This window comes from Proteus hauseri (genome assembly GCF_004116975.1).
GTDB classification, from domain to species: Bacteria; Pseudomonadota; Gammaproteobacteria; order Enterobacterales; family Enterobacteriaceae; genus Proteus; species Proteus hauseri.
This window is the reverse complement of record NZ_CP026364.1, coordinates 1472922-1489354: the sequence shown is the minus strand read 5'-3', so window position 1 is coordinate 1489354 and position 16433 is coordinate 1472922. Positions and strand designations below refer to the sequence as shown.

The 16433-nt window shown below is 40.2% G+C and carries 11 protein-coding genes and 2 rRNA genes; 4 read left to right on the top strand and 9 right to left on the bottom strand.

All coding sequences use genetic code 11. The features are described 5' to 3' along the window. Positions 1 to 248 precede the first annotated feature (248 nt). Both PH4a_RS06735 and rrf read left to right on the top strand, forming a co-directional pair. Positions 249 to 3153, top strand: a 23S ribosomal RNA gene (locus PH4a_RS06735). 118 nt (positions 3154 to 3271) lie between these two features. Further along, positions 3272 to 3387 (top strand): 5S ribosomal RNA (rrf, locus tag PH4a_RS06730). A 707-nt stretch (positions 3388 to 4094) separates the two neighbouring features. Here rrf and PH4a_RS06725 read toward each other — a convergent pair. From PH4a_RS06725 to acs, 4 genes are all read right to left on the bottom strand, one after another. Then, on the bottom strand, positions 4095 to 5555 hold the full coding sequence (locus PH4a_RS06725) for a phosphoethanolamine transferase (RefSeq protein WP_244212943.1): 1461 nt from the start codon (positions 5553 to 5555) through the stop codon (positions 4095 to 4097). 527 nt (positions 5556 to 6082) lie between these two features. Further along, complete coding sequence (locus tag PH4a_RS06720) at positions 6083 to 7738, bottom strand: cation acetate symporter (RefSeq protein WP_064718330.1); 1656 nt, start codon at positions 7736 to 7738, stop codon at positions 6083 to 6085. Beyond that, positions 7735 to 8046, bottom strand: a complete 312-nt coding sequence (locus tag PH4a_RS06715; protein WP_064718329.1) for a DUF485 domain-containing protein — start codon at positions 8044 to 8046, stop codon at positions 7735 to 7737. The genes PH4a_RS06720 and PH4a_RS06715 overlap by 4 nt, the downstream gene beginning before the upstream one ends. A 179-nt stretch (positions 8047 to 8225) precedes the next feature. Next, complete coding sequence (gene acs, locus PH4a_RS06710; RefSeq protein WP_129038736.1) at positions 8226 to 10184, bottom strand: acetate--CoA ligase; 1959 nt, start codon at positions 10182 to 10184, stop codon at positions 8226 to 8228. Between the two features lie 367 nt (positions 10185 to 10551). Between acs and sodA the strand changes: the two genes are divergently transcribed. Next, complete coding sequence (gene sodA / locus PH4a_RS06705; protein WP_129038734.1) at positions 10552 to 11175, top strand: superoxide dismutase [Mn]; 624 nt, start codon at positions 10552 to 10554, stop codon at positions 11173 to 11175. Positions 11176 to 11280: 105 nt separating this feature from the next. Beyond that, on the top strand, positions 11281 to 11958 hold the full coding sequence (gene yiiM / locus PH4a_RS06700; protein ID WP_129038732.1) for a 6-hydroxyaminopurine reductase: 678 nt from the start codon (positions 11281 to 11283) through the stop codon (positions 11956 to 11958). 43 nt (positions 11959 to 12001) lie between these two features. On the opposite strand, the gene trpS is transcribed toward yiiM, so the two are convergent. From trpS to PH4a_RS06675, 5 genes are all read right to left on the bottom strand, one after another. Then, positions 12002 to 13030 carry a tryptophan--tRNA ligase gene (gene trpS / locus PH4a_RS06695; protein WP_129038730.1) on the bottom strand — a complete coding sequence of 343 codons (1029 nt, stop codon included), beginning with the start codon at positions 13028 to 13030 and terminating at the stop codon, positions 12002 to 12004. 1 nt (position 13031) lies between these two features. Then, entirely contained in the window at positions 13032 to 13742 is a 711-nt protein-coding gene (locus tag PH4a_RS06690) for a phosphoglycolate phosphatase (RefSeq protein ID WP_064718324.1), read from the bottom strand. Next, positions 13742 to 14413 carry a ribulose-phosphate 3-epimerase gene (gene rpe, locus PH4a_RS06685; RefSeq protein WP_129038728.1) on the bottom strand — a complete coding sequence of 224 codons (672 nt, stop codon included), beginning with the start codon at positions 14411 to 14413 and terminating at the stop codon, positions 13742 to 13744. The genes PH4a_RS06690 and rpe overlap by 1 nt, the downstream gene beginning before the upstream one ends. A gap of 44 nt (positions 14414 to 14457) precedes the next feature. After that, a complete protein-coding gene (gene dam / locus PH4a_RS06680; protein WP_129038725.1) occupies positions 14458 to 15273 on the bottom strand; it encodes an adenine-specific DNA-methyltransferase in 816 nt (271 codons plus the stop codon). Between the two features lie 82 nt (positions 15274 to 15355). After that, positions 15356 to 16306, bottom strand: a complete 951-nt coding sequence (locus PH4a_RS06675) for an SPOR domain-containing protein (RefSeq protein WP_129038723.1) — start codon at positions 16304 to 16306, stop codon at positions 15356 to 15358. Positions 16307 to 16433 lie beyond the last annotated feature (127 nt).

Here is a 16433-nt window from a genome sequence, read left to right as displayed (position 1 = left end):
AAAAATTGAAAACAAATCAATATATCACCGAGGTATATTGATGAGTCTCTCAAAATCTCAGACCTTGAATTTGTGATACTCCAAGGCGAGTGTCATGAGCGAGCAATAGCAATTCTAGGCGGACAGCGCGCAGTAAGCGCAGCATACATAAGTATGTGAGCATTACGAGCACTGCCCAACAATGAATTGATACTTGTGTAGCCATGACCTTTAAAGTCGTCTTCGAGAGAAACACCTTCGGGTTGTGAGGTTAAGCAAATAAGCGTACACGGTGGATGCCTAGGCAATCAGAGGCGATGAAGGACGTGCTAATCTGCGATAAGCGTCGGTAAGGTGATATGAACCGTTATAACCGACGATTTCCGAATGGGGAAACCCAATATCCAATGGATATTATCATTACGTGAATACATAGCGTAATGAAGCGAACCGGGAGAACTGAAACATCTCAGTACCCCGAGGAAAAGAAATCAACCGAGATTCCCCTAGTAGCGGCGAGCGAACGGGGAACAGCCCAGAGTCTTAATCAATAGCAGCATCAGGAGAACGGTCTGGAAAGTCCGGCAGTAAAGGGTGATAGCCCCGTATCTGAAGATGCTGTTATTGTGAACTCGACGAGTAGGGCGGGACACGTGTTATCCTGTCTGAATATGGGGGGACCATCCTCCAAGGCTAAATACTCCTGATTGACCGATAGTGAACCAGTACCGTGAGGGAAAGGCGAAAAGAACCCCGGCGAGGGGAGTGAAAAAGAACCTGAAACCGTGTACGTACAAGCAGTAGGAGCCTCTTTTATGGGGTGACTGCGTACCTTTTGTATAATGGGTCAGCGACTTATATTCTGTAGCAAGGTTAACCGTATAGGGGAGCCGTAGGGAAACCGAGTCTTAACTGGGCGAATGAGTTGCAGGGTATAGACCCGAAACCCGGTGATCTATCCATGGGCAGGTTGAAGGTTGGGTAACACTAACTGGAGGACCGAACCGACTAATGTTGAAAAATTAGCGGATGACTTGTGGATGGGGGTGAAAGGCCAATCAAACCGGGAGATAGCTGGTTCTCCCCGAAAGCTATTTAGGTAGCGCCTCGTGAACTCATCTTCGGGGGTAGAGCACTGTTTCGACTAGGGGGTCATCCCGACTTACCAACTCGATGCAAACTGCGAATACCGAAGAATGTTATCACGGGAGACACACGGCGGGTGCTAACGTCCGTCGTGAAGAGGGAAACAACCCAGACCGCCAGCTAAGGTCCCAAAGTCATGGTTAAGTGGGAAACGAAGTGGGAAGGCTCAGACAGCCAGGATGTTGGCTTAGAAGCAGCCATCATTTAAAGAAAGCGTAATAGCTCACTGGTCGAGTCGGCCCGCGCGGAAGATGTAACGGGGCTAAACCATGCACCGAAGCTGCGGCAGCGACACTTAGGTGTTGTTGGGTAGGGGAGCGTTCTGTAAGCCTGCGAAGGTGTGCTGTGAGGCATGCTGGAGGTATCAGAAGTGCGAATGCTGACATAAGTAACGATAATGCGGGTGAAAAACCCGCACGCCGGAAGACCAAGGGTTCCTGTCCAACGTTAATCGGGGCAGGGTGAGTCGACCCCTAAGGCGAGGCTGAAAAGCGTAGTCGATGGGAAACGGGTTAATATTCCCGTACTGGTGGTAACTGCGATGGGGGAACGGAGAAGGCTAGGTTGTCCGGGCGACGGTCGTCCCGGTTCAAGCATGTAGGCAGAGTGATTAGGCAAATCCGGTCACTTAATGCTGAGGTGTGATGACGAACCACTAAGGTGGTGAAGCAATTGATGCCCTGCTTCCAGGAAAAGCCTCTAAGCTTCAGGTTACCAACAATCGTACCCCAAACCGACACAGGTGGTCAGGTAGAGAATACTCAGGCGCTTGAGAGAACTCGGGTGAAGGAACTAGGCAAAATGGTGCCGTAACTTCGGGAGAAGGCACGCTGGCGGTAAGTGAAGTCCCTTGCGGACGGAGCCCAAGCCAGTCGAAGATACCAGCTGGCTGCAACTGTTTATTAAAAACACAGCACTGTGCAAACACGAAAGTGGACGTATACGGTGTGACGCCTGCCCGGTGCTGGAAGGTTAATTGATGGGGTTATCCTTAGGGAGAAGCTCTTGATCGAAGCCCCAGTAAACGGCGGCCGTAACTATAACGGTCCTAAGGTAGCGAAATTCCTTGTCGGGTAAGTTCCGACCTGCACGAATGGCGTAATGATGGCCAGGCTGTCTCCACCCGAGACTCAGTGAAATTGAACTCGCTGTGAAGATGCAGTGTACCCGCGGCAAGACGGAAAGACCCCGTGAACCTTTACTATAGCTTGACACTGAACATTGAGCCTTGATGTGTAGGATAGGTGGGAGACTTTGAAGTGTGGACGCCAGTCTGCATGGAGTCAACCTTGAAATACCACCCTTTAACGTTTGATGTTCTAACCTAGGTCCATAATCTGGATCGGGGACCGTGTCTGGTGGGTAGTTTGACTGGGGCGGTCTCCTCCTAAAGAGTAACGGAGGAGCACGAAGGTTGGCTAAGCATGGTCGGACATCATGCGGTTAGTGCAAAGGCATAAGCCAGCTTGACTGTGAGAGTGACGGCTCGAGCAGGTACGAAAGTAGGTCTTAGTGATCCGGTGGTTCTGAATGGAAGGGCCATCGCTCAACGGATAAAAGGTACTCCGGGGATAACAGGCTGATACCGCCCAAGAGTTCATATCGACGGCGGTGTTTGGCACCTCGATGTCGGCTCATCACATCCTGGGGCTGAAGTAGGTCCCAAGGGTATGGCTGTTCGCCATTTAAAGTGGTACGCGAGCTGGGTTTAGAACGTCGTGAGACAGTTCGGTCCCTATCTGCCGTGGGCGTTGGAAGATTGAGAGGGGTTGCTCCTAGTACGAGAGGACCGGAGTGAACGCACCACTGGTGTTCGGGTTGTCATGCCAATGGCATTGCCCGGTAGCTAAGTGCGGAAGAGATAACCGCTGAAAGCATCTAAGCGGGAAACTTGCCTCGAGATGAGTCTTCCCTGTCACCTTGAGTGACCTAAAGGAACGTTTAAGACTAAGACGTTGATAGGCTGGGTGTGTAAGCGTAGCGATACGTTGAGCTAACCAGTACTAATGAACCGTGAGGCTTAACCTGACAACACCGAAGGTGTTTTGTCTGAGAGAAGAGACTAACATCAATAAAGTAAGCTTGTTTTAAGATTGAATTACTGGTTACGTGGAGAGATTGGCGTAACGGGTAATAACAGAATTTGCTTGGCGGCCATAGCGCAGCGGTCCCACCTGATCCCATGCCGAACTCAGAAGTGAAACGTTGTAGCGCCGATGGTAGTGTGGGGTCTCCCCATGTGAGAGTAGGGAACTGCCAGGCATTAAATAAGACGAGAAAGCCAACCCACTGGGTTGGCTTTTTTGCGTTTAAATTTTAGTATTTTTTAAAAAGTGAGAAATAATCGTTATCACTCTGCAATCTTGGATTATTTTATAATTTATTTAAAGATAATTATTAAATAATACCTTGGCTCCAACGTGTAAATTGATTAAATCCCATATGTTTTAATATATAGCAAAACCATACACTGTAATCAGAGGGGTTTTGTTCAATATCTTGATAAAGAGAATCGAGAGATATCCAACGATAATTCTAACGTCCGTCGTGAAGAGGGAAACAACCCAGACCGCCAGCTAAGGTCCCAAAGTCATGGATTACTTCATTCGGATTACACTGAGGAGTTTGATCAGTGAAACCAAGGTATAAATGATCAAATTCATGTTCTATCAGATTATCTGTCACTTTTTCATTATATAGAACTTGTAGGATTTTTATCCTAGTCTATTATTTGCTTTAATTTATCTACTTTAATTGCTGATAAAGCAAAGATCCCGCAGCTGCCCTTGCAATATCATAAGCAAAATCATGCCAACTCCATTGTTGCTAGCCTTTTTGAGATTATGTTTAATATCTATTCTCATAATTACTAAATACTTAATAGATTTAACTCAATAAACATAACCTTTCTTTATGAATGGTTACGCTAAATGAGTAAAGATGAAGCAATAATAAAATATTAAATTAGTTTATTGAGGTTCTTGCTGTTCTGATTTTAATAAATTGTAGTTTAAGATATTTTTATTCCCATCAATAACCATAATTGATTTTCTTTCTTGATAGCAATAACTTAATGGTGAATTACACGCTTTAGGAGAAGTATGTTTTATACCTAACCAATCACTAAGTAACCAATAATTATCGACTGTAGAATAAGGCTTAGTTAAGTGTTTAGCATCAATATTTGGATGTGTAGATGATGGACTATACCAAATAAATAATGGAATATCATAAGCCTCTTTTCTTGGGCTATTTACACCATGGTGGTAGCGGATCTCTCTATTCTTATCAAAACGCTGTAAGGCGTGATCAGAAAAATAAAGAAGAGTTGCGGGCTTATTGTTAACTTTATTAATGATCTGTTTTATAAGCTTATCTGTATAAGCTATAGAGCTATCGTAACAGTTATCATCTTCTTGTTGGGTAAAGTTAATAAGCTCACTGGCAGGAAACCGGTTACATGAAGGTTCATGGCTACCATAGGTATGTAATACGATTAACTTTTTCTTCGATGAATCATCATTCAGTGCTTTATCCAAATAAGAAAGTAATTCTTCATCATAGCCAATAAATTCATTCCATTTTTTATTCTGTGCCATATTTGCAATTACGGATATTACACTTGTTTTTTGGCTACTTTTACCCTGATTACTTAACCAGTAAGTTTTAAAACCTGCATGATTTGCGAGAGAAATAATATTATCCGCGTAAAGATTTTTATTTTGTAATTGGTCTAAGTCAATATTTGAAAGAGATATAGGTACAGAAAGTATCGTTACTGGAGCGGGAGAATACACTTGATTAAATAACAAAATATTCTCTTTTTCTTTGGCTAAGTTAGGTGTTGTATTGTAAGGATAACCATATATGCCTAAATGATCACGACGAACAGATTCGCCAATAATAAGAATATAAATCTCTGTTTTATTATCATTTTTAGTATATTTATAAGTTACTTCTTGAGTGGCTATTTTTCTTATCTGTTGATTTTCATGAAGTGTTCTTACTAGTGCAGCTGCATTGTAAAATGGAGTATTAAGCAAGATTGTTTCAGCGATTAATTTGTTATTATTCTCTCTTAAATTTAATTTTTCATAAAATGGAATAATTAAAATTAATACAATAATTGCAATTAGGTTCTGCTTGCTTTTTTTTATTGTTAAATAATTAGCACTTTTATGAATAAGAAAAAAATAAGTTACAAAAATACCAATATAAAATAAAACATAATACTTATTATAAGAAAGCATTCCTACAGTTTCACTACCATTTGTATTAATAAAGGTTTCTGCGATAGATGATGAAAAAGCAATATCATGCTCACGATAAAAAAATAAAGAAATAGAGAGATTTAAAGACCATAATGCACTAATGATAAAGGTAATACCCTTTCCAATTATTGAGTGATAAATACCACCGCATGTTAGCATGATAAGCCAACCCATTATGATGATATAAAACTTTTGCTCAATATGTAGTGTTGCCCCCCTAGCATTGCGGGCATTATAGATAAAATAAACAAAAGTAAGTAACTCGTTAATTTGGGCATAGTCTATTTAAAGTTGTCACCTTTTTTACATGGACTAAAAGTTAACCATTTACCTTTTGATAATACAAGTATTGATTGACTAAAGTGAATCTGAAATTGTTATCTTAGCTATTTTTTTACAGTGATTTATGGTTTTTTATGAGGATAAATTGTGTGATATTTACAAAGCGGAAAGTCTATTAAAAATGATAATTTATTGATTTTTATTTTAAATAATAATTATTTAATAAATAATATTACTATTATTTAAAATATCGTATAGATATGTATTTAAAAGTTTAATTATTTAAATTTAAAACCAAAATAGTTATAGAAAGGCCACTATTGTAGTAATAGCTAATAAAAACAAAAAAGTGCTAAATAATGTCAGCACTTTTTTGCAAATTTGATAAGACTAATTAATCCTTATTAATGTGATTTACCCTCTTCTATACCTAGTCCTATCTGAGAACGAATAAATTGCGCTTGGAACTTTATCTTTTCTTGCTGACCCAAAGATGATTTATCTGTGATAGAAAATAACCATGAGACAACAAAAGCAATTACCATAGAAAATAGTGCTGGATATTCATAAGGATAAATAGGTTTTTCATGACCTAGTATATTTACCCAAATCGTTGGACCTAAAATCATGAGAGTTACTGCGATTAATAATCCAGACCATCCTCCTGCAACAGCACCTCTGGTGGTTAACCCTTTCCAATACATCGAAAGTAAAATAATCGGGAAGTTACAGCTTGCAGCAATAGAGAATGCTAGACCCACCATAAAGGCGATATTTTGTTTTTCAAACAGAATACCTAGCCCAATAGCTACAATTCCCAAAATAACAACGGTAATTTTAGAGACGTTTAACTCTTTTCTTTCATCCGCATTACCGTTTTTAATCACATTGGCATAAAGGTCATGAGAAACAGCTGAAGCACCCGCTAAAGTTAGTCCCGCAACAACGGCAAGAATGGTGGCAAAAGCAACTGCGGAGATAAATCCAAGAAAGAAATTACCACCAACAGCATCTGCTAAATGAACTGCTGCCATATTGGTTCCACCAATTAAAGCACCAGCGGCATCTTTGAACAGAGGATTAGGGCTAACGAGTAAGATAGCGCCGAAACCAATAATAAAAGTGAGAATATAGAAATAGCCGATAAAACCTGTTGCATAGAATACACTCTTACGGGCTTCTTTAGCGTCGCTAACAGTAAAAAAGCGCATGATGATATGAGGGAGTCCTGCGGTACCAAACATTAATGCTAGCCCTAAAGAAAGCGCAGATATAGGATCTGACACCAGCCCGCCTGGACTCATAATAGAAAAGCCTTTTTGATGGACATTGACGGCTTCTTTAAATAGCGTATTAAAATTGAAGTTAGCGACTTTCATTACCATTACCGCCATAAATGTTGCGCCAGCAAGTAATAAAATCGCTTTAATGATTTGTACCCATGTGGTGGCTAACATCCCGCCAAAGAGAACATAAAGCACCATTAAGATACCAACAAGAACCACTGCAATATGGTAATTTAATCCAAAAAGAAGCTCGATTAACTTACCTGCACCCACCATTTGAGCAATAAGATAAAGTGCAACAACGACAAGCGATCCAACAGCAGAGAGTGTTCGGACTGGTTTAGGACTTAATCTATAAGAGACAACATCGGCAAATGTGTAACGACCTAAATTACGTAATCGTTCAGCAATAATAAATAAAATAATAGGCCAGCCAATGAGAAAGCCTATCGAATAAATTAAACCATCATAGCCTGAAGTATAAACCAGAGCAGAGATACCTAAAAAAGAGGCTGCTGACATAAAATCGCCCGCAATAGCCATCCCATTTTGAAATCCAGTTATTTTGCCACCTGCAGTATAATAATCAGAGCGTGAGCGCGTTCTCTTTGAGGCCCAATAAGTAATATATAGAGTTAATCCTACAAATATCAGAAACATGATAATTGCCTGAATATTCATAGGTTGCTTTTCACCACTTTCAGTAATTGCTGCGGCATAACTCAATGTTGATGAAAGCATAAATAGACTTATAACGTAGAGTAGCTTTCTCATTTTTCTACCTCACGAATGATTTCAGTCGTTAATTTGTCAAACTCAGTATTCGCCCTGATAACATAAATGCCAGTGAGTACGAATGAAGCAACAATTAAACCAATTCCAATAGGAATTCCCCTTGTTATATAAGATCCCTCATAAAGTGGGGTTGCTAGCCATTGTGGGTAGAAAGCAATAAGTAATATAAAAGAGACATACATTGCCAGCGTGATAATAGAGAGTGTCCATGAAAAACGACTACGTTTTCTAACCAGTTCTTTAAAGCGAGGGTTATCTTCTATCTCTTGATAAATATTAGAATTCATCAGAGTTCTCCTCTATATAATTGTTTGGTTTATCACATGACTTAGAGGCGTAAATCCCCGCATTTCATGATTTTTAGGTGAGACAGCCTAGCAAAGGCATCGAAATGCCTTTGCGCGTAGTTTTAATGAGAAACTCTTTTTATTAAGCCACCTTTAAATGAGTGGCTTTTAATAGAACATTAAGCTGTTAGTGACAGAGACTGTTTTTCTTCTAACAGTTTATCTACAACACCAGGATCAGCGAGTGTTGAGGTATCTCCGAGATTGGTTGTATCGCCAGAAGCAATTTTACGTAAGATCCTACGCATTATTTTTCCTGAACGAGTTTTGGGTAAGGAATCTGTCCAATGAAGGATATCGGGAGTCGCTATTGGTCCTATCTCTTTACGTACCCAGTTACGGACTTCAGCGTAAAGTTCAGGAGTCGGTTCTTCGCCATGATTTAAAGTGACATAGGCATAAATCGCCTGCCCTTTAATATTATGAGGAATACCTACCACGGCAGCTTCTGCAATTTTAGGGTGAGCAACAAGTGCAGATTCTATTTCTGCTGTACCTAGACGATGGCCTGAAATATTAAGTACGTCATCAACACGTCCTGTTATCCAGTAATCACCATCTTCATCACGGCGAGCGCCGTCACCAGAGAAATACATTCCTTTGAATGTGGAAAAATAGGTCTGTTCAAAGCGGTCGTGATCACCAAAGAGTGTTCTTGCTTGGCCTGGCCATGAGTCAACAATAACTAAATTACCTTCACAAGCACCTTCTTGAATTTCGCCCATATTATCGACAATAGCGGGCTGCACACCAAAGAATGGGCGTGTTGCTGAGCCTGGTTTTAAATCCATTGCACCTGGCAATGGCGTTATCATAAAACCACCTGTTTCAGTTTGCCACCAAGTATCTACAATAGGGCACTGACTGCGTCCCATCTTCTGATAGAACCATTCCCAAGCCTCTGGGTTGATAGGTTCACCTACAGAGCCTAAGATGCGTAGTGATGTGCGCTGAGTGCCTTCTATTGCTTTATCACCTTCAGCCATTAAAGCGCGGATTGCAGTTGGTGCAGTGTAAAGGATATTGATTTGGTGTTTATCAACCACTTGAGCCATTCGGTTGACAGACGGATAGTTAGGAACGCCTTCAAACATCACCGTTGTGGCTCCATTAGAAAGCGGGCCGTAAAGTAGGTAACTATGCCCTGTTACCCAACCAACATCAGCAGTACACCAATAGATTTCACCTTCATGATAATCAAAAGTGTATTTAAATGTCATTGAGGCATAAACCAGATAACCACCCGTGGTATGCAATACACCTTTTGGTTTTCCTGTTGAACCTGATGTATACAGAATGAATAGCGGATCTTCAGCATCCATAATTTCCACATCGCATTCGGTGTTTACACCTTTAATGGTTTCATCCCACCATAAGTCACGCCCCTCAATCCACTGATCTGTGTGTCCTGTGCGGCGAAAAACAACGACATGACTAATCGGTGGGATATCAGCATGATTTAAAGCGTCATCGACATTTTTCTTTAATGGAATTGCTCGACCTGCACGTAATCCTTCATCTGCGGTGATAACGAGCTTTGCTTTTGAGTCAATAATACGACCAGCAACGGCTTCTGGTGAGAATCCACCAAAAATAACAGAGTGAATGGCACCGATACGGGTACAGGCTAACATGGCAACCGCAGCCTCAGGTACCATTGGCATATAAATAGCCACTACATCGCCTTTCTTAATACCCAAATTTTTTAATACATTAGCGAATTGGCAAACATCTTGATGAAGTTGTCGATAAGTGATTTTTTTCGACTCATTAGGTGAGTCTCCCTCCCAAATAATAGCAACTTGATCTGCTCGGGATTTCAGATGGCGATCAAGGCAGTTCTGGCTAATATTTAGTTGCCCGTCTTCAAACCAGCGAATGCGGACATGACCAGGGTCAAATGAAGTGTTCTTTACCACAGTATAGGGTGTTATCCAGTCAATAATTTTCCCTTTATCTGCCCAAAAGGCCTCTGGGTTTTTGATGGATAATGCATAATCTTTTTGGTATTGCTCTTTATTGATCAGGGCATGTTCTGCAATGTTAGCAGGAATATGATGTTGATTTATTTTTGTCATAGTAGTTCTCCTCACTATTGTTAATATTATGTCAAAAAGTGGTTAACAAAAGAGGGTAAATAAACATTGTTTCTTTTTTGCGCAGAAGATCACGAAATAATGGAAGTGGTTTTCATGGTGTGATCAATTAGTGCTAAAGCAAGTGGCATATGATTTATCTACTTTTTTCTTGTTTAATAGCGTTTTGATTTATTGAAATGCTTTTAAATTGAAATAATATGCTATGAAAATGAATCGGACAGTGCGGTATAAAAAACCACAAAAATAATATGGATATGATAATGATTTTCATTAGCGTTTTTTTAACTATAATGAGAAAGATAAGTCACATGGTGTGATCGAATATAAAACAGCACTGGAGATTAATATGAGCTATACATTACCTGCACTTCCTTATGCTTATGATGCATTAGAGCCACACTTTGATGAACGTACAATGGAAATTCACCATACTAAACATCATCAAACTTATGTGAATAACACCAATACAGCATTAGAAAAATTACCAGAACTCGCTGGTTTAGATATTGATGAATTAGTTAAAAATTTACATAAAGTTCCAGCTGATCAACGTACATTTTTACGTAATAACGCAGGCGGCCACTCTAACCATTCTTTGTTTTGGAAGGGGCTAAAATTAGGTACTCAACTGCAAGGTTCTTTAAAAGATGCTATCGAACGTGATTTTGGTAGCGTAGATGCATTTAAAGAACTCTTTGAAAAAGCAGCTGCAAGTCGCTTTGGTTCAGGTTGGGCTTGGTTGGTACTTAAAGATGATGGCAAATTAGCCGTTGTTTCTACTGCAAACCAAGATAGTCCATTAATGGGTGAAGAGTTAGCTGGCGCATCTGGTTATCCTATTGTTGGCTTAGATGTTTGGGAGCATGCATATTACTTAAAATATCAAAACCGTCGCCCAGATTACATCAAAGCTTTCTGGTCAGTTGTTAACTGGGATGAAGCGCAAAAACGTTATCAGAGCAAAGCGTAATTTTTCTTTTCTCTTCTGATTTTTCAATGCCGACTTTTGTCGGCATTGTTTATTGACGCCACTATCATTTACTATGGGTTACTCTTTTTGTTTAGGTAGTGAATTATGCGCTATTTACCCGCTGTTTTTATTGGCAATATCACAACAATATCCAATGGATTTACCAGTGCGATCACAAAAAGGCTGGTGGATGGTAATATTCAATTAACGCCTATTGGATTAATTGGAGATGAACAAGCAGAAAAAGCCTTTCATGGCGGGCCTGATCGCGCATTGTGCCATTATCCTCAAGAACACTATCTGTATTGGTCTGAACAATTTCCTGAGTTAGCAGATTTTTGTAATGCTCCTGCTTTCGGTGAAAATATTTCAACCGTTGGCATGACGGAAGAGAATGTTTTTATTGGTGATGTTTACCAATGGGGCAATACTTTTATTCAAGTCACCCAACCGCGTTCGCCTTGTTACAAGTTAAATACAGTAACGGATGTCAGTAATTTTTCACAAATTATGCAAGATAGTGGCTATTGTGGCTGGCTTTATCGAGTTATTGGTACTGGCGAAACAGGAAGTCATCATCCACTGGTTTTGGTGTCTAGAAATAGCGATGTTTCTGTTAAAGAAGCAATTTCTATCGCCTTTCATATGCCATTTGATGAAGAGCTTTATCGACGTTTATTAAGCGCAGCAGGGCTATCTGCCAGTTGGAGTAAGACAATGCAGTTACGATTGCAAAACCAAAGTATTGAGAGTTTTGATAGACGACTGTTTAAAAAAGCGTGAAATAAAAAAGGCCAGAAATGATATCTGGCCTTTTGAGTCAATATTACGGATGAGCAATAAATCCTATTGCGTCATACACTTTATCTAGTGTTGCTTGGGCACGAGCTTTGGCTTTATCTGCACCTTCTTTCATGATTTTATTCAGTAAAACATCATCATTACGGAAAGTATTAAAACGCTCTTGAATATTGGTTAGCATCTCTGAAACAGCATCAGCGACAGCACCTTTTAGATGACCATACATTTGGCCTTCAAATTCAGCTTCTAACTCAGGGATCGTTTTGCCTGTTACGCCAGCTAAAATATCTAACAGGTTAGAAACACCTGCTTTATTTTCAAGATCGTAAATAACACGAGGTGGTTCTTCAGAATCTGTCATTGCGCGTTTGATTTTTTTGGCGGCTGCTTTGGGATCTTCAAGCAATGCGATAACGTTATTACGGTTATCATCAGACTTAGACATTTTCTTGGTCGGATCTTGCAGTGCCATAACACGAGCACCACCTTTCGGAATAAAAGGATCTGGCACAGTGAAAATATCACCATAAATAGCATTAAAACGCTGTGCAATATCACGACTCAATTCAAGGTGTTGCTTTTGGTCAATACCAACCGGAACTTGATTCGTTTGGTAAATAAGAATATCTGCCGCCATCAATACAGGGTAATCAAATAGACCCGCGTTAATGTTTTCTGCGTGGCGTGCTGATTTATCTTTAAATTGAGTCATTCGGCTCAATTCACCAAAGTAGGTATAGCAGTTTAGTGCCCAGCTTAGTTGTGCATGTTGTGGAACATGAGACTGAACAAAGATGGTACTTTTTTCAGGATCAATACCACAAGCAAGATAAAGCGCTAAAGTATCTAAGGTTCTCTTTCTTAGTTCTTTAGGATCTTGGCGAACAGTAATGGCATGCTGGTCGACGATACAGTAAATGCAGTCATAATCATCTTGCATTTGTACCCATTGACGTAATGCACCCATATAGTTACCAATAGTTAATTCACCTGAGGGTTGTGCACCACTGAATACTATCGGCTTGTGAGCCGTTTTTTCTACTGAAGTCGTCATCTTAATTCTGTTCCACAGTTGTCATTGGCGAGATGTCGAGGATAGAAAGCAAGTCAGCAAAATTATCAAGAGTAAAGTCTGGTTTGCTGTCTGCAATAGGTTCGCCATAGTTGTAACCGTATGTCAGACCAACACAAGGACATTGCGCTTCTTGGGCTGCGATAATATCGTTGCGAGAATCCCCAACAAAAAGAAGTTCTTCCTTTTTAACACCAAAAGTACCCATTGTTAAATATAATGGTGCTGGATGTGGTTTTTTTTCTTTGACATCATCACCACCTAATATCATAGAGAAATATTTTTCGATCTCTAATTGTTGTAGCAGTGGAGCGATAAATGGTGAGGGTTTATTCGTGACTATACCCAGAGGAATACCTTGAGCAAATAGTGTTTCAAGCGTTTCTTTTACGTGAGGGAAAAGGTCACTGCCAGTTTTCACTGAAGTCGCATAATGTTCGTCAAATAGGTCACGCATCTCTTTTAATAAGCTATCAGTGACTTTCTCAACGCCAGAATGATGCAAAGCACGGGTTAACAGCATATCAACGCCATTACCTACCCATATTGTGACATTATGTTTACCAGCAGGAGGAAAGCCTTTTGATTGTAATGCATAATCTGTTGCTTCTGTTAAACCTACAGCGCTGTCAGTCAATGTGCCATCAAGATCAAAGGCGATAGCACGAATACCTTTGAGTTTTTTATCAGTCATTACGATACCTTTTCTAATTCACGGCGCATGTTATCTATAACATGCTTATAGTCTGGTTGGTTAAAGATAGCGGAGCCAGCCACGAACATATCTGCACCTGCTTGTGCAATTTCAGCGATATTATCTACCTTCACACCACCATCAATCTCTAAACGAATATCATAACCACCATCATCAATCATTTTACGAACTTGGCGTAATTTATCGAGAGAGTTTGGAATGAAGGATTGGCCACCAAATCCAGGGTTAACCGACATGATAAGAATAAGGTCGAGTTTATCCATTACATAATCAAGATAGCTTAATGGTGTTGCAGGATTAAAGACGAGGCCCGCTTTACAGCCACAATCTTTAATTAATTGAATAGTGCGATCAACATGGTCGCTGGCTTCTGCGTGAAACGAAATATAAGTTGCGCCAGCCTCTGCAAAATCAGGGATGATGCGATCAACCGGTTTTACCATTAGATGGACATCAATAGGTGCGGTAATGCCATACTTGCGCAGGGCTTTACAAATAGGAGCACCAAAGGTGAGATTTGGCACATAATGGTTATCCATCACATCAAAGTGGACAACATCGGCACCAGCAGCAAGTATTTTGTCTGTATCTTCACCAAGACGAGCAAAATCAGCCGATAAAATAGAAGGGGCAATCAGAAAGTCTTTCATCGCATTCTCCTGACAACACTCCCATTGTCGGGAGGTGTTAACAATTATTTATATAAGGCAAGTAATTCATTCACTTTGCTACGAGCGAGTGTGTTGCTACTAATTGTTCTTCTGACTTTCACACTATGTAGCTCTTTAGCATCGGCATACCACTCTTTGGTTAAAGTAGTATCGTGATTTGATATTAACACGGGTATCTGTCTCTCGTAAGCCAGCATTGAAGCAAGTTGAGCGAGATGTTCTTGCTCTTGAAAACTAAAACTATTCGTGTGATATGCCGTAAAGTTTGCTGTTGGTGACAGTGGAGCATAAGGGGGATCACAGTAAATGACCGACCCATCAGGCGCATTTGTCATGGTAGATGAATAGCTTTGGCAAATAAAAATGGCTTTTTGTGCTTTTTCAGAAAACCAGTTCAATTCAGTTTCTGGAAAATAAGGTTTTTTATAACGCCCAAAAGGAACATTATATTCACCTCTTGAATTATATCGGCATAACCCATTGTAGCAATGACGATTTAGATAGAGGAATAATACACTACGCTGATAAGGATCTGTGGATAAGTTAAATCGTTGTCTTAACTTATAAAATTCATCAGCTGTGTTCATTTGAGGTGTGAATAACAAACGAGCATCATTAATAAATTTTTCAGGATGCTGTTTTACCGTGTTATAGAGATGGATTAAATCGCTATTTATATCGGCAAGAATATATGAATCGTACTCTGTATTTAAAAAAACAGAACCCGCACCCATAAAAGGTTCAATTAAACAGTTACCTTCTGGTAGATGACGTTTAATATCATCTACCAAAGGATACTTACCACCAGCCCATTTTAGGAATGCGCGTTTTTTTTTCATGCCGTCCAAATTTCTCAATCGTTTCAGAGTCGCCGATTGTACTCTGTTTCAGACAGCATATCAGCGGTGAACTTCGTCTTAATTATTTTTTTAGGTCTAGATGAACATGTTTCATCGGTCTAACCCAAGGTTGTTTCGCTTGAACAGGTGCTGGTAATGAAGAAACCGCCTGTTTTGCTTCGCTTATATTACGATAATTACCATAGATGAGCACATACCAAGGGTTACCATTACGTTGGGTCTTATAAATCGTATAGTTCCCATTTAAGTTCTTTTTAGCGAAAGCTTCTAAAGTGTCTTGGCGACTCGCACCACTTAACTGCAAGGTATAATTCGTTGCTGGAATCGACGCAAGATTAGCTGCAGATAATTGACCTGAAACGACGGGTTTTGTCGTTGGTTTACTTGGTTGAGTTGCTGGTGGCGTTACTGGTTTTACTGTTGGTGCTTTCACTTCAGGTTTTTGCACCGGTTGTTGTGTTGGTTTGGTAACCGGAGCTGGAGTTACAGGTTGCGGTGTTTGAGGCTGATTTTGTGCATTAAGTTGTTGTTGATTAACGGCATGGTTAATACCTGGTTGTTGCTGATTTAAAGAATCAACAATATCACCTGGTAATTCGACTCGTTGCCCTTGAGAGTCAATCATCGGTGGTAAATTTTGTGCTGGAGCCGGAGTTGGCTCAGTTGACGGTTGGATCGGCTGGCCAGAAATCTCTTGTGGTGAAGATGGTGTATTTTCTGTTGGCGTAACGGATGATGGCTGCTGAGAAAGATCGATATTTCTTTCTGTATTTGCCTGATTTGTTGGTTCAGTTGTTTCAGGTGATTTTAATGCGGAACTGATTGCAATAATCAACAGAATTAAGACAAGAACCCCAACACCAATCATCATCTGCTGACGGGATACAGAAAAACGAGCATTTTTTAATGGGTTATTGCGCGGTCGGTTGGTTCGACGCTCGGGTCTATCCGATGTATCAGGTTTGAGTGTGTTATCACTCTTTGTTTCATTTTCAGGTTTGAACTCGTCCATTATGCCCTCCGTCAGAGCGTCAAAAAGCGAAGATAATCTATTCAGCCTTAGCCATTACCTATTAGTATAAGGATGAAACGCTTTTTACGAAACGTTGCATTTGACAATATTAACCAGAATTATCCTT

What these genes read in the sequence shown, in the direction of transcription:
- PH4a_RS06675 (WP_129038723.1), bottom strand. Translation starts at nt 16,306, where the DNA reads ATGGACGAGTTCAAACCTGAAAATGAAACAAAGAGTGATAACACACTC.
- sodA (WP_129038734.1), top strand. Translation starts at nt 10,552, where the DNA reads ATGAGCTATACATTACCTGCACTTCCTTATGCTTATGATGCATTAGAG.
- yiiM (WP_129038732.1), top strand. Translation starts at nt 11,281, where the DNA reads ATGCGCTATTTACCCGCTGTTTTTATTGGCAATATCACAACAATATCC.
- rpe (WP_129038728.1), bottom strand. Translation starts at nt 14,413, where the DNA reads ATGAAAGACTTTCTGATTGCCCCTTCTATTTTATCGGCTGATTTTGCT.
- acs (WP_129038736.1), bottom strand. Translation starts at nt 10,184, where the DNA reads ATGACAAAAATAAATCAACATCATATTCCTGCTAACATTGCAGAACAT.
- dam (WP_129038725.1), bottom strand. Translation starts at nt 15,273, where the DNA reads ATGAAAAAAAAACGCGCATTCCTAAAATGGGCTGGTGGTAAGTATCCT.
- PH4a_RS06715 (WP_064718329.1), bottom strand. Translation starts at nt 8,046, where the DNA reads ATGAATTCTAATATTTATCAAGAGATAGAAGATAACCCTCGCTTTAAA.
- trpS (WP_129038730.1), bottom strand. Translation starts at nt 13,030, where the DNA reads ATGACGACTTCAGTAGAAAAAACGGCTCACAAGCCGATAGTATTCAGT.
- PH4a_RS06725 (WP_244212943.1), bottom strand. Translation starts at nt 5,555, where the DNA reads ATGCTAACATGCGGTGGTATTTATCACTCAATAATTGGAAAGGGTATT.
- PH4a_RS06720 (WP_064718330.1), bottom strand. Translation starts at nt 7,738, where the DNA reads ATGAGAAAGCTACTCTACGTTATAAGTCTATTTATGCTTTCATCAACA.
- PH4a_RS06690 (WP_064718324.1), bottom strand. Translation starts at nt 13,742, where the DNA reads ATGACTGATAAAAAACTCAAAGGTATTCGTGCTATCGCCTTTGATCTT.